Here is a 15322-nt window from a genome sequence, read left to right on the forward strand (position 1 = left end):
GATTTCTATCACCTACCTTGTCTTCTTCCAGTTCCAGATGTTCCAAGAAGCGATCTTGCCCATAATCATCCATATTTTACGTTTAGGCATGCCCGGTATCGATTGATTCGTAGCTTCGGATGGAGTCTCGATCACCGTCTTCAAGGTTTTATGCCGCTTGGCCGACTCTGGGGCTTCGATACGAACAGTAACTGTCTTTTTCAAACGTGTACCTTCTTGTGCATCTGTAATCTGTGTTTTTATTACCTTTTTCTTTCTGCTAGCTTGTTGGTGTTCATCCTCAATATTTGTAGACATGACCTTCTTTTTGCGAGTTCCTTCAGATATAGCATGTAGATCGGTTTCTTCTATTTTTAAAATAGGCTCTGCATTTGTATGAGCAGGCACCACTGCTTCCAACGTTTGTTCGTTGGCTTGGCCTTGTTCCAGCTCCTGAATATCCACCATTTTGCTGATATCTCCTAGCGTGGCAGTTTCAAGACCGTCTCTGACACTGGTGTAGGTCTGCTTCTCACCGTTGGAACCTTCCTCATGAACCCATATGGCTTCAAGCACATTTTCAACGTTGTTACCTTGTCCATGCACCTGCTCGATCACAGCCTCATTCGTTCTCATGATGCTGTTCGCCTGATCGATCTCATCTGTAATCGTCTCGCGAACCGATTCCATAGAGGCTGCTTGCTCTCCGTCAACGAGGACAGCATCGGAGACCTGATTATATTCCTGACTGTCAGCACAAGTGCCGTTAGTGATAACACTTGCTTGAATATCCGGATAGACAAAAGCGTGCTCCGATGAAGTAACGTCAGCTTCCCTCGTCTGTTCTAAAAGCTCGCCAGCTTTAACCTCATGCCGATCGGCTTCCAAACTCACGATGCTTACACGTTCCGATGGAACAAGCGTGGCTTCCTCCGCTTCCAGGCTCTCTATACTTATCCGCTCCGACGGAACCAGCGTGACTCTCTCCGCTTCCAAGCTCTCAATGCTTGTTCGCTCTGCTGGAACCAACGCCACTTTCTCCGCATCCAATTCCCCAATATGCTGTGCACTTTCCAGCGGCCCTGACTCCGTTGTATCAAAGTTTCCAGTGCTCATGGCTGCCCTCTCCAAATGACTATATTCACCATCCGTAAACGATTGGAGAACGGCCTGTTCCATGGACTCCATGACACTTGTAGTGCTGGAGAAGGTTCTGCCTGTTTGCGTGTCCTGTATCGTGACACTCGCACGATCCGAGCTAATAAGTGCCCTGCCCAACGCTTGGATTTCAGCTTCGATAGACATGCGTCTTTCTGCATGTTCCATCGCATGATACGCACCTTCCTTGGAAGAATAGGAGTTACCGGATTCGAAATTTGTAAGCTGTCCCTCTTCAGCGGAAGACTTACTTCCTTGTTCAGCGTTTGTTTGTAACGTTCCTTCGGTATGCTCAATATTGGCTTGATCCGAACGAATCTGGATAGCTTCCAGCGAACCACCATCCAATGATATTTCCAACTGATGAATGACGCTATCTGTAATTAGACCAACCGAAGCCTGAGTTGTCCCTTCCTTCACAGCCTCTGCCACAATATTTTCAATGCCTGCTTCAATCAGTTCCATCGCTTGCTCACCGAACATAATCCGGAGCATTCGAGCCATTTTGCTGATTTCAGGGAATTCCGCAATCATTTCTCTCAGAACATCAGCTGCAAGTAACTCTCCAGGCTGCGTCTCCAACTCCAATTGATTAAAATCCGCAGAACTAAGGTCGTCCAACTCTCCATCTTCACTGACATATATCCGCTCTCCACGCTGAGAGTCGTCTAACGTTGCGTGATGTTCAGATAATGCTGAACCTAATTGTTCATTGTCGGCATCTGTGGAGGCATGAATATAAGCTGTACTGCTCTGCTCCACTGGCAGAACTTTAGAGTCGTCGTATGGAAAAGCTACTCTATACTGATCTAGACTGGTAGGATAGACTTGTTCATTTTTATAGACGGATACGCTTGTAGGCTCGATCAGACTGTCACGGCCTGAGGAAGCGAAACCACTTGTAACCGTTTCTGTCTGCACACCTATCGTGCCACCACCGAATTCCATACTTCCTACCACCGAGTGACCTTGAACTCCCTCCAGCGAACCGCCGTTTGAAGCCTCCTCCATTCGCTGAATTACACTTTCAATCGAGCTTGGTATAGCGGGTACGCCAACTTGTTGCAAACCCTCTGGCAGGTCACTTCCCATTCCCGCTTCGACCAGTTCCATCGCTTGTTCGCCATATATAGAGCGGATTTCTTTTGCCAGTTTGCCTTGAGATTCCGTAGCCTCTTGAAGATATATACTTTTACCTGTGGCGGACTTTTGAATCATCATGAACTTGTCTTGGTTCAACTCCGTTGCGCTCATTCGTTCATGTTCAGTACCAGTGCCAGAACGCATGGAAGCAGCAGTGCTATGCTCATCGGTGGAATCTATAAACTGACGCTGTCTGGCAGGCATCTGCCGATTCATGATAGTATCCTCGCTTTTGTCAGACTTCGCCATACGAGCTTCTACAGGGGCATCATCATCCTTTGCTCTAGCATCTGTCCCCAGTAGATCATCGGGAATAGTCCCGACTACCTGTTCAAGCTTCCCGGCTTTTGTTAAATCGTTGATTTCGTCCGAATCCAAAATCTGTTCCTTCACACTGGACTCTGATGTCTCAATCAGGGCATCCCGAATATCGGTTCGATAGCGCAACGCCTCACTTACTGGCTGGAAAAGAGTTTCCATCGCAAGGCTTTCAGCCTCGTCTTGCTGTTCTACCACTACTTCTCGATCCTGAAATATCTGGTGAATAACCGTCTGTTGTTCAACGTTGTCTCCCTGCTTCACCGTTTCTCCGTGAATTGCAGATTCTGAAGAAGGCGATCCGTTACCCTGACGCTGCTCAGATACAGAGCCTGCATCAAGAAGTCCCTCATAGATAGAGAAAATTTTCCCGGATTCATAAGCATCACTTGAAGCCTCTACCTGCTGCCTCATTTCAGAAACAGCGTCTTCTTCCTGCACCGCATTAAAAATAGAATTAGCCTGAATGGGCTCCTGCCTATATCCCTGCTGAATAGAATCTGCATGTTCCATGGAATGGATCTCGCTACCGATTTTCCAACGCGCATCTGACACTGTGGAATGTGAAGGCTGCTGCGCTTTCTGTCTGATTTCTCCTCTAAAATACCTGTGAATATCTGATAGGTAAGATACAATGGTCGAGTGAACAGCTTCCACGGTTTGACCCTCGAATTCACCAGCAATGGCTGCCTCTCTCCAATCTCTCCCGAATAAACTTGTAGCGGAATATGGAGCTTTGGATGCATTCTTTAACGTATCCTGCCTCAGTGTTCGGTACGTACTATTCACAGGAGCAGACAGATGGTAACGCGTATCCCGCTGTGTATCCAAGATCATGTCTGTACCAAATGCCAGTTCATAGCCCTTTTTAGAAAAAAGGGCGGTGATACTGATCAGGTAAGATTTTTTACCGTCCAGCATGTCACCGCCGACCTCCTTTAACCCTGTAGGTTAACTGTTCTTAACAAGCGTTTCCTTCAGAATACCCAAGCCGATCGGAGCGAATGGACTAATGGTAGCCAATGTGAACGGACTCACAGGTGTATCCGCCAAGGTATAACGGTAAATCTGTTTGTACTCATAGGTGGCCAGAACCTCTTCATCCGCTTTCGGCGCTTTACCGTCCAGGAACGTGATTTGCTTGGTTTCCAAATCCAATGTATAATCTGTGCCAAATTTGGCCTCGACACAATTAACTTTGATCACCAGATTGAATGGTGTACCATCATCTTTTAATGAAGGCTGATGAGATAAATGGAACACCTTATTTTTCCCATCACCTGTGCCCAGAATTTCATGATCTGTCGTTTCCACGACCTCCAGCTCGTCGAGCTGAGAGATATTTTTCGGATGAACAGCGTAGCATTCATCCAGCTTACCGACAAAACCGTCATTTGGATGAACCACATACATAGGAGAAATATGGTATTTTCCACTGTATACCGAAGGATTGAAACGAGACTCACCTGCATCCACCTGTTTGTCATGTGTAATGAAGGCAAGATAATGCTGTTGGTAATACGTTCCGCCAATAGATTGTTGAAGCTGTACCGAGCTGTTACCGTTCGAGGTATTCAGTCCATAATCTACGTATGTGGCACCTAGCTTCATATCCTTTTTCCATTTCACTTCGTCCTTTTCCCGGCATCCGGAGATCAGCACGTGATTTTTTCTTGGCGATTTGCCAAGCGTGGTCATTTTGCCAATGTAAAGTGGTGCAAAGTATGTGTTTTCAGGACCCGAGGTAGGATCGGGACGCAGAAACATGACAATACGGTCTTTGTTGAAGTTCCCCCAATAATAGATGCTGGAATCACGCTGCCAGCCGCGAGTATAATTATCCAGTGAAGTAAAGGACAACGCTGTAGGCAACGAAGGATAAATATAGTATATGCAGGAGTACACAGCGTCCATTAAGCTTGCTCCGGAATCCGGGTCAAAGTTCCGGGTAGTCACATCCCCGAAATTAATCATGTCTGTTCCCGTACCCGCCAGTACTCTGATATAAGAAGCATGAAGCTCACTGCCAGCGTCCGGCGCCTTAACCGTGGTTGGGATTTTAATCGTATTGGTATCATAGTCAACCGTAAAGTCGGCAGGAGAAACCTCTACCTGATTAATATACAACCGAACGCTTCCTGCCTTGATGGTCGTGTCAGCAGGTATTTTAAATTCTCGACGAGTTCCATCTCCGTCAGGAAGAAGGGATTCAGGATCGCCTACCCTTACTCCGTTATTTACAGCTTCCACAATTTTTTCCGAGCGTACATCATCGAAGGTAAAGAAAAATAAACGCTTAGGTAGACTTGGAGCATTAGCAGCAGGTGCATAGGATACGGTAAATTGATCGCTTGCTAGTGCAGCTTTATTCAGCTTAAACACGCCACTGTAAGGTTCAAAGGTATATTCTGTCTTCTGAACGAATACGCCATTCTTATATAGCATCTCCGAGTCCGCCTCTACAGGCCGTACGACAACCTGCAATTGCGTGTCACTACCTTGTACCCGCTGTGCTTCTCCAAGCATGGAGTTTTGTGAGATGAAGTCCATCTCTCCGGGCTGTTTGACCGTTCCACCGTAACCAAAAGCCATGCCGAAATTACGTATCTGACCGTCACTGCCTGTGGATCTGAACAATCGGACGTCAGCGAATTTGGTCGCTGTATTTCTAGGGTTCCCGGTTACTGCCCGGTATTTAATAAACGTGTTCCAGCCATGAGCATTGAATTGTTTCTCCAATTCCTGCGGAAACAGTTGAAAAGTAGCATCTCCATCAAACCACGACACAATCAATCACCTCTACTATTAGATTAGCCAAGCTACACTATAGGGTAGTTGGTTTTATTTCATTTCCTTCATCATCTACTGTGTTCACATACAAGCCAATGCCCGCAGATCTGAATTGAGTACCTGGTTTTTTGGTCAATGGGGAAATTCCCTCTACCAAGAAGTAACGGTATACATCAAATTCATCTGGACAGTTGGCCCGCTTGACTCTTAATTTGTTGGCCTTAAACGAAAAGGCAGCCAAGGAGATCGTATCTTTTAACGTACCGCGCACACCCTCCTCGGGGTGAATAACGTATACTTTGGAAGTATGCACCTTCCCACTGTAACGAGAAGGATTGAAAGTGTATTTATACAAAGGATTTTCAGCATTATTCCAGGCGCGCGGGTAATCTTTCTTGCCATCCGCAGAAGTTCTGGCTGGCGGCATAAGATTGGGCGGCGAATTCCAGGAAAGATAATGGGCTTGATATCTTGCACCCAGCTTGGCGCGATTAACCATGATATTATCCATACCATTAGCTGGAAAGTTAGGATATGATTTTAATAAAGGCATAATATGGGGTTGTCTGGTGGTGGTATCGTCAAAGTCATACGTAGCGACTCCATTCACCGTATCCATGATCGGAACCGTTCCTGCAAATAAAGCATAAACATTATCGCCTTCCTCAACCGGGTCCAGCTTGCCAAAGTAGAGCGGAATGATCGGAACCAGATTGTTTTCTGGAGCCGGTACATTATCACACTGAATGGTGAAAAAGAAATTGGTGTCTGAAAGAGTCCCCTTCACCGAAATTTCAGAATCACTCCACCAGTTTGTGTTTTGGACAGGATAGTTAAAAGAGTTGTTATAATAAGACTCCATCAGCTTGTAGCGCAGACCTGCTTGCATGATCGGTGACTGCATACGTGCTCCTTCTGCTTTAGTCACCGTAAACATAGGACCGCTAACCGTTGTTTTCCAGGCAGATTCCTCTACTTCGATATCTAGCGCTGCTCGAAGCTGTCCTGCTTCAGAATTATCATTCCAGGCCAGTACAACATCTGCACCGTCTGGTTTCAATCCTTTCAAATCCTCCAGCATGTACACATATAAAGTATGGGACAGCCGGTATTTGCGGAATTCATTCGTTGCCCATTCCCCAAACTGCTTGTAGGAATCTTTATCCGGACGCTTCACATAATCAACCAATCGAGGGTACCATGTTCCGGCGATGGCGATACCAAAGCTTTGATTATCCTTATTGGAATATATAAAATGCTCGGCAACTGTAATCCGGAAATTTTGATAATTCCTCACTGCATCTGAGGGATGGGTAATATTGGCGTCGAAAATGACCCTTTTATAATTGGCTGCGACTTTCCAGCCTGCGGTAGCCAGCAACTCTCCCAAACGGGGCTGTAGGTCCGCTTCCGTTACTTTTGGAGTAAATGCTGCTGCTGTCGTATCAATGAATGACATTTGTTTCTCCCCTTTCTTTGAATTACGATTGTGTTCTTTGCTACTTCACTACGGTAATGTCCGCTGTCGCCGTTCCTGTCTGTCCCAGCTCATTCGTTAAGGTAAAGGTTACGGTATACTTCCCCTCTTTATGAGAAGTAAAGCGGGCGTTATTCACCGTATGGCCTTCTGGATTCGCACCCCCTGAAGCAAACCAGTTGGAGATCAATACCGGAGAATGCTTGTTATAGGAAGACATCAAATCCACTCCCTCCCCAGCATGGACCGAAATATGGGACGGAGTCAGGGATACAACGAGCGGAGGCGGCGAAATAGGTAACCGTTTTTCTGGCCTTCGAAGATTTCCAGCCTTCAGAATACCGATACCCGCTGGTCGATAAGGTGTCGCTGCCCGCTTGGTCAATGGTGATATGCCCTCTGTCAGATAATAAGAATACGTCTGATGCTTAGGACCCTCTCCATCGGTGCAGTGTTCATCAACGGCCTTCAGCTCATCCCCGTTCATTATAGTTAGGGGCGACAGTAAAATAACATTTCGTAGTGTTCCGTGCGTACCATCTTCCGGATGTATTAATATAGCTCTCGAAGAATGTACCTGCTCCGTGTAGCGGGATGGATTAAACTGATACTGATAGGCACTGCTCATATCGCTGTTGTTCCAGGCTCGGACGTGCTTGGCTCCAGTCGTGTCCTCCCGCAAGGGAGGCATCCTGTTTGACGGAACAGTCCAGGCAAAATAGTACGATTGATAACGCGCACCATACTTTGTTCTCTTGACCATGACAGAATCAATACCGTTACTCGGATGAACAGGATATTCTTTTAACATCGGCACAAGCGTATCCTGATGACGTTTTGGATCTGCATCATCATAGTCAAACCGAGCCGATTGACTGAGCGCACTCTCTAAACTTAAGCCGTCTTTTGCAAATGCAGTCCCTGCGAATAGAGCGGCTGTAGCCCCCGCGTTTTCTGTATAGATTTGAAGCTCCACCCAGACTCTTGCGGAAACAGGACTAAAGCCATCAACTCCGGAAGAAGAGAACACTTCCAAGTCAAATGAATTTTTACCATCAACCCCGTAAACAGAGAACTCTCCAAGGTACTCTGCCTGATCTCTGGAATGAACGGGTTCACGGGCTTCCGTGGTTCGTAGCTTTACAAGCTCCTGACCTGCAACACGTAGAGAAATATAGTTTGATTCCGCAGCCACATCTCCCGATAACCACACTTTCATCGCCGATCCGGTATTAACCATAGGACTATCCGAGGAAAAGGTTGCTTTGCGAGATTCCTCACCGCCATTCAGTTCAAAAACGCAACTCTCGTTCATTATCGAATGGGTATTGCCCTTGACATCAAAATCGCCCATATAGATCGGGATCGAAGGTACTGCATTACGTTCCCAGGCAGGTGCTGTATCTGCCAGCAAAACCAACATGACAGTCTTTGCATCCACGTAGCCTCTAAGCTGCACCTTGCTGTCCTGCCACCAGTTCGTGAATTTCACATTCATGGAGGCTACCTGTTCATAGCGATCCATTTGCGGAATCCGCGTCCGCGAAGCAACGTAAGGAGATTGGTAGAATTGAGGGAATTGATGCGTAATCATAAATTGAAGCGCTTGGGTTTCATCGTGCAGCCCCCACATCGAGGATTGAATCTCTACATCCAAGGCGAGTCTTTTAAAATCAGCAGGTTGTTCCCAGCCTACAATCATTCTGCTCGTATTCACGAACTTTTCCAATTGATAAAAATACATCGTATGGCGCTCAAACAGGTTGTCCTCTTCGATCTTCTGAACAGCCCAAGAGAATATACCGTCAGATTGTGGCTCAAGCTGCGTTCCCCAACTGGCATGATTCCTGTGAATAGCGAAGGGGATTTTTGAACCTGTATTGTGCAGCTTTTCCTTCACACTACCCAGCATGGCCATGCCAAAAAGGTGTCCCGATACATTCCGCAAAATATAGTGCTTGGCTACAACAAATTCAAATTCCTCGGAGCCGTTCAGATCACTGTAATAAACAGCCGCCTCTCCTGAAACCCCTGACGCGAAGCTAATACGTTGTCCGCCATCCTTCTTCTCTTCTGCTGAATAATAGGAAGATGGCATAAGCTCGCCATCCAAATACACATAGTAGTCACCCTTATGCGCAAGCTTGGGAATATCTACATAGGAGTTGACGAGTGGAAGAGAGAATCGCTGAATCGTGGGTTTGACCAGTCGGCTCGAATACACGACCTTATGAAATTCATCCACAATATCCCATCCGTTTTGAGAGCACAGGGTAACGATTTGGCTTAATAGCTGATCTTCGTTAACGAGCATTTCCAGCCAAGGACTATCCTCTGGCATTATGTTTCACCTCCTTTCTATTGGAGCATTTGATAGTTCACCCATATATCCTTGTTCCTGCCGCCTTCATTAAAAAACTCAAAACGAAATTCCGTCCCTGTCGGACAAGGAATAACGGCTGTAAAATACATCCCTTCAGGTAGATCCTTCGTGAAGATACGTTGGCATACCAGCTTATCCCCTACATACAGATTCCAATAATCGCTGGACTCATAAAAGGATGCTCCCACAGCTACCGCAAGCAGCTCACAATCATGGCTGACTTGCATTGTGCTTTCTACCTTGCCAATTCCTCTGGATTCAATCCGATTACCCACAATGTACGGTTGGGTCTTCGTTGGCATAAAAGGCGGGTCCAAACGCCCCCCTACCATATAGCTTGCAAAATTAGCACCACTGGACAACGACTACACCGCCCTTACATAATCAAGCGTCAGATTTTTGAACAAACCATTTTCCCGAATAATGCTTCCACGTATAGCGTTTAACGATGGAATATCAGCCTCTTCTTCCATTTCTGCATTCAGGGTTGTGGAGGCTTCAAATTCAATAAAAAATCCGGTCACCTGCAAAAGATCGTCCCGATACAGCGTTAGCCGTTCCAGCAAGCCGTTATCATAGGTGTATAGCACTGATGTTACTAATGCAGGATATTGAGGCATTTCACGCGCCACGTCGATGGTAATGACATTTGGCTCCTCCTGAGCCTTTTTTTCCAACAAGTCGTCCGTCTGATCCGCATGTGCTCTTTCCTTGCGTACTTCACGTCGAATCAGATCAATAATCGGAAACACCTCGTTGGAGTTCGTAAAATTCTGGTTTTCCAAAGTTTACACCTCACCTTCCCCTTCAATATAAGAAAAAGGAAACGACAATTAACGCAGGCTGCGTAATGCCATTTCCTTGGATTGTATTATGGATCATACGGTCAAAATCAGGATGTTGCAGGAAGAGCGGACCAGGTTAGCTCCAAATAGTTAATCATGCCGCTTTCATTACCGACCAGCCTGTTGCCCTTGATCAGATAATATCCCGCATTACAGGTATGGTTGTCATACACATAACATCCATCCAAAAGCTCTATGAGCGGGTTGCCGCGAATGACAATGTTTTTGGTACGGGCTTGTCTTTTCATATCAAAAAATACTTTATTCGCTATCTGCTGCTTAAGATCACGCATGGATGCACCATCCTGCTCTTCAATCCACGGTAGCTGTAATCCGGCGGTTCTCATATTCCCTTTGGTGGCGACAATCAGGCTTTTATCCAGAAAATGCTCCGTTAACCCCGCAGAACCAGAAATCATCAGATGGTTACGAACACGCGAGTAGTCGGTAGAAGACGTCATTTCAAGCAAATGATCATCTGTAAATTCCCACTTGGAACACGCTACCTGATCCCAATCGGGAGTATCCAGAAAATTCATTCGTTTCAATGCAAACGTTCCGTAACGATCGCACCTGACATCATAGGGCAAATCCTGTACGAGCGATTGTATAGCATCTGATGCCCTTGTCCCCGCCTTGAAGGATACCTTTGCTACGAAAGGAGTTTTCCAGCCTTCGGCTGTCTTCATACATTCTTGATCTTTGGGAATTGTCTGAAGTTCTCCTGTTTTGGGATCAAATCTCATGTAGGAGTGATTGCCCTTCTTCACATCACCATACACCGTTTCGTCTATATCCAAATCGGGGTATTGGCAATCTTCACTGTGCGCACGCCATGAATCAAGACCGGCTGCAACCACAATATCCTTTACGATACTGGATTTCATCCAGGCAAAGGCACCGCCGTCCCCAGCATACGCTTCCTCCGGAGGATAGACCATATCGTTATAAAAGATAAATTCCTCCAGCATGTCATAACGGTCTACACAGTGAAATGTAAGTGTTCTTCTCTCGGCATCCTCCTCAATTTCACCCTTGATCATGCCTGTAAATACACGTACCAATTCATCGCCATAACCTGCATAAATACGGATGGGAGTCCCTTCACTAATTAAATGCCGTCGCTCTCCCTCCTCCCAATAGGTAAATTCGTTAGGCGGCTGCTTCCTTCCATCCGGACATGCAGGGTACCTTTCCACGGATGGGGAGTAAATCCCTTTGGCATTATTTAAAGTTACGGTGGCTGAGGTAGAAGACATGTCCATGTGAGAATGAACCTCCCAGTTCATTACATCCCGTTCCAGTGAAGCGGTATCCTCATACTGAAACCCGCCAACATCATACCATTTCTCCTTATACGTATCTGCGATATGGGTGGCAAACTGCTCAATAGAGTAATCATGAAAAGCATATTTTACCTCTGCAATATACAGACCACCGCTGGATACAGAAAATCGAAGTCTGTTCGTCGTGTCATCTTCAGATACGCCGCGTACCCGGGTATTTTCCCATTGTTCGATACCGCCTGGCAGTATGCTTTTTATATATACATCCATATCCGTTTCGTTATGGCAGGTTACAACATAGTCGGTGTACTCGCTCACATGGTTATGGCTATAAGAGCCAACATTCGTAGAAATCCCCTGATCTGTAACCTTGACCACAAAGGCTTTGGAGCCGTTAGACATCATGATTTTCCCTTGTGTTCCCTGATCGGACTTGATTCGGAACTGCATGGTAAATGGGAATTTGTTGAACTTCCCCATCCGTTCAATACCAGCCTCTTCCCCTATGGTGGATATCTTCTGCTGATCCCCCAGATCCGTCACCACTACCTGCTGATCGGGAGTCCAATCATTTATTGTGCTCATGGAATCTTCGAACGTCCAGACTGTTTTGGCTGAGACGGATTCCACATCAAATTCTCTGGCTTTCAGAAAAGTAAGTCCAAAATTACCTCTCGACGCCTTGGATGAATTTGACATGGAAAATTCGATCTTATGGTGTCCACCAGGCACCGGAATAGAGGGAGGATAAGCGAGTCCGTTTTTGGCATTTACCCCTTCAATGGTGGCAACTTCATGGTCGTCCACCTTTACCTCTACTCTGTCCTCGATATCCATATCCGAAACATAGGCCCAGCTTAAACAACCCGGCTTGAACCAGTCATGCACAAACGTGAATTTTTTTACCTGACCTGCCCCGTCTGTTCGTTGAAAACCTAAAACATTACGGACCTGATTAGGCGTTTCATTGGTGAAAAATTGTGTGGCACCCACGATATCCACAAATTTCAAAGGGTCCAGACTCGTTTTATGAGCCGTAAAATTTTTGCTATACGATACCTTTTCTGTAGTCCGGTTGGTCTGGTAGGATGGAATGGATTGATCTACTTCTGAATTTGCGCTGCGAGTTCTTCCGTCCCCCCACTGCTTGATTTTCACAATGACAGGTTTTCGTCCAAACTGGAGGCATTGCTCCGCATTTTCCATTAAAATCTCAATACGTTTGCCCTTCGTGGAGCCAGCCGTATCATCAGCCACATATTCGCCCCAATTTTTCCCTTCTACCAGCAGCTCAACCTTACTTCCCAAAGGGATGACAGAAGGATCGACAGCGATAATTTTGTAATCCTTCCACTGCCGTACATCTGTTCCGCCTCTTGTAATGCCTTCAGAGTTTGCAGCATTTACATAATAAGCCCACGCTTCCATACTATATTCCGTGTAGGAGTCGACAGCGCTAGCTTCCAACGATGGAGTGACTGTGCTTTTATTCTGAACAGTCGTATCCAGCAATCGAATGGGCAATTGTATGGATTTTTCCCCACGCAGGAAAGCTTCGGGGTTCAAATCCTCGCCATCCTTGCGAACCTCAAGATGAAGATGTGCTCCATCCCCATCTCCACTACTATTCTTGTGACCCGAGTTCCATCCTATAGCAATAGGATCTCCAGCCTTCACATGATCTCCCACCTTGACCATCATGGCATTGGGTTTCAAATGAGCATATCGGGTCGTCCAGCCATTGCCGTGATGGATATACACCGCGTGACCGTAACCCTTTACAGCACCTGCGGCAGTAATTCTCCCATCCCATACGGCATGGATAGTGTCACCCTTGTTACAATCCAGGTCCAATCCTTTGTGGAGAGGACGCTTGGGATTCACTGACCAGTGGCGACTAGTGACCAGCATGCCCTGAATGTGATTGGAATCGGTAACATGTTCACGCATTTTTGAGCTTGAAAGAATAGGCATGGGCATAGGCAAATTGGCGAGGCGGGCTATCTCGCTAGCCTTTGTTTCTTTCTTTTCACTTGTTAGTTGTGTCACACCATCAATGGACAAAAAGTCTTTAACAGCTGTATCTTTTACATATTGAACGACGCCTTGGTTTGGCCGCAAGCCGTGGACATAAGACATTTTATCCAGCTCTACAATGACGCGTGGCTGATGACCCCGAGCCTGTCCGTGCTTATTCATGGATTCAAAATTCATTTTTCATCACCTATCTGAATTTTTCTAGGGCCCATTCTATGAATCGGTTTAAAAATACGGTGGCTTCCGCACGTGTAATACATTTTTCTGGCTCCAGCATATTGTTTTCATAGAGCGGAAATACGTAGCTTCCGTCTAGAAACTGCTCACTTATCAAGTCCATAACAGCTTGCTCATACCATTGGCCTGAGAAAGAGCTTCGGTCCAGCAGGGTTCTCGGTGGATACGTACTGCCCTCCAATCCACGGTCGGTATATCTGTTATAGATATCCACCCGCATCTGTTGAAGAAGAACAAGAAACTGTGCTCTTTTCATACGAACATTCGGAAAGAAACGGTCATGATAACGAGCGTGTGCAGTGCTGACAACGACTGTCTCCTGTTTGAATTGCACACTCCCGGCCTCACGATAGTTATATCCGACAGTCGCGGGAAATCCGTTATAGTTGAAGGGAAGATATACAATTCCTTGATAAATCGCAAATACATCCTGTCTAAAGCCGAATGCCTTCTTTATAGCTTCACTTGGAACTTCTTCCGCTAGAATCTGCACAGGCAGCCGCTTGAGCTTGGTTCCCAGAACCGTGACCGTCTCCGCCTGATATTTCGTTTGGCTCTGATCATCAGCCGCCATGGACAAGGTCGCAGAAGGCAGGGAAATCAGACTTTCGTCCGTATCCATATAAGGTTTTTGAACACAGCCATCCTCCTGATAAAGAGGCCTGCCATATGCGATGCATACCACCTCAAGTCCGCCGGATAAAGGATGGGGCATCGTTATTTTTTCGTTTTCCACTCTTTCAGGCTGTACCTGAACTCCAGCGACGAAAACAAAAACTGGATTTTCAATATGCATCTGATAGCCGGGAATGGCGAATTCCTGCTGACCATCGAACGTTACAAAGCGCTTGACAATGCGTTCATGTCCTTGTTCAAAAGTGTCGTAGGGCATCCCCTCGATAAAGCTGTGCTCGTTGCGGGCATCCAGACCTAAACGAACCATATCTAAGATATCTCTATAAAACCAATCCAGTGGATCTACATCAATCCAACGTTTCATCTCAATACCCCCTTAGAATCCGGTCCACATACCTGTAGGACCTCATCAAAAAGGTGATTCCCTCTGCCCGGGTACAGCTCTCGTCCGGTCTGAAATAAGGGCTGACCTCGCCTTCATCCGCAGGGATGGTAACCATACCACGCTGCTCCATTTCCTCAATATAGCTGGATGCCCAATGGCCCTTGAGGTCCATGAATTGGCTTTTGTAGCGGTATTCATCACCTTGCTTGCGAATAAGCGACATTTGGACTTGGATGATATATTTAGTCTCCATCTCCGCCGTTTGAATATCTGGTTTACCTGTCACAACCCCCAGATAGATCGTGCCTTTTTCATCATAATATTTGTGCTCTGAGCCTATAAAGGATAGCCAGTCCGCGTATTCCTTTTTACTGTAAAATAGCAGTGTTAGGCTAGCTGTATAATGTGAGGTTCCACGATTAACCAAGCCTGCTGAGTAGGAAAACGTTTCATTAACATGGGATTTCAGATTCGGAGCCGGTGGCTTGTATTCGCTGATTAGCTTGGCCTTAACCTCGACAAAGCGAATTCCATTATCATAAAATAATCGCTTTTTGTAGATCGTATCTTCTGATTTATTGGGACTTTGCTGAGTCAAAATGTATACCTCCTGTCGTTAAAAATGATGTTTGCTCCGGTACGACGGAG

At 46.2% G+C, this 15322-nt stretch carries 9 protein-coding genes; all 9 read right to left on the minus strand.

Going from position 1 to position 15322, the window contains the following annotated elements; genetic code table 11:
• Positions 1-12: 12 nt before the first annotated feature.
• A complete protein-coding gene (locus tag ACQ4MX_RS06880; protein WP_431089882.1) occupies positions 13-3519 on the minus strand; it encodes a hypothetical protein in 3507 nt (1168 codons plus the stop codon).
• A 30-nt stretch (positions 3520-3549) separates the two neighbouring features.
• A complete protein-coding gene (locus ACQ4MX_RS06885) occupies positions 3550-5385 on the minus strand; it encodes a hypothetical protein (RefSeq protein WP_431089883.1) in 1836 nt (611 codons plus the stop codon).
• 37 nt (positions 5386-5422) lie between these two features.
• Positions 5423-6847, minus strand: coding sequence for a hypothetical protein (locus ACQ4MX_RS06890; RefSeq protein WP_431089884.1), 1425 nt, complete (start codon positions 6845-6847; stop codon positions 5423-5425).
• 40 nt (positions 6848-6887) lie between these two features.
• The gene (locus ACQ4MX_RS06895) at positions 6888-9206 is read right to left on the minus strand and encodes a PKD domain-containing protein (protein WP_431089885.1); all 2319 of its coding nucleotides are present in this window, start codon (positions 9204-9206) and stop codon (positions 6888-6890) included.
• 17 nt (positions 9207-9223) lie between these two features.
• A complete protein-coding gene (locus tag ACQ4MX_RS06900) occupies positions 9224-9610 on the minus strand; it encodes a hypothetical protein (RefSeq protein WP_025682897.1) in 387 nt (128 codons plus the stop codon).
• Between the two features lie 3 nt (positions 9611-9613).
• A complete protein-coding gene (locus ACQ4MX_RS06905; RefSeq protein ID WP_431089886.1) occupies positions 9614-10033 on the minus strand; it encodes a hypothetical protein in 420 nt (139 codons plus the stop codon).
• A 107-nt stretch (positions 10034-10140) separates the two neighbouring features.
• Complete coding sequence (locus ACQ4MX_RS06910; protein WP_431089887.1) at positions 10141-13593, minus strand: peptidoglycan DD-metalloendopeptidase family protein; 3453 nt, start codon at positions 13591-13593, stop codon at positions 10141-10143.
• Positions 13594-13603: 10 nt separating this feature from the next.
• Positions 13604-14653 carry a hypothetical protein gene (locus ACQ4MX_RS06915; protein WP_431089888.1) on the minus strand — a complete coding sequence of 350 codons (1050 nt, stop codon included), beginning with the start codon at positions 14651-14653 and terminating at the stop codon, positions 13604-13606.
• A 1-nt stretch (position 14654) separates the two neighbouring features.
• Complete coding sequence (locus tag ACQ4MX_RS06920) at positions 14655-15272, minus strand: S-layer homology domain-containing protein (protein ID WP_431089889.1); 618 nt, start codon at positions 15270-15272, stop codon at positions 14655-14657.
• Positions 15273-15322 lie beyond the last annotated feature (50 nt).

The sequence above is a fragment of the Paenibacillus sp. 8b26 genome (assembly GCF_050626875.1).
Taxonomy (GTDB): domain Bacteria; phylum Bacillota; class Bacilli; order Paenibacillales; family Paenibacillaceae; genus Paenibacillus.

Excerpts from the sequence above, each read along its gene's own strand:
- ACQ4MX_RS06880 (WP_431089882.1), bottom strand. The coding sequence starts at position 3,519 with ATGCTGGACGGTAAAAAATCTTACCTGATCAGTATCACCGCCCTTTTT.
- ACQ4MX_RS06890 (WP_431089884.1), bottom strand. The coding sequence starts at position 6,847 with ATGTCATTCATTGATACGACAGCAGCAGCATTTACTCCAAAAGTAACG.
- ACQ4MX_RS06895 (WP_431089885.1), bottom strand. The coding sequence starts at position 9,206 with ATGCCAGAGGATAGTCCTTGGCTGGAAATGCTCGTTAACGAAGATCAG.
- ACQ4MX_RS06910 (WP_431089887.1), bottom strand. The coding sequence starts at position 13,593 with ATGAATTTTGAATCCATGAATAAGCACGGACAGGCTCGGGGTCATCAG.
- ACQ4MX_RS06915 (WP_431089888.1), bottom strand. The coding sequence starts at position 14,653 with ATGAAACGTTGGATTGATGTAGATCCACTGGATTGGTTTTATAGAGAT.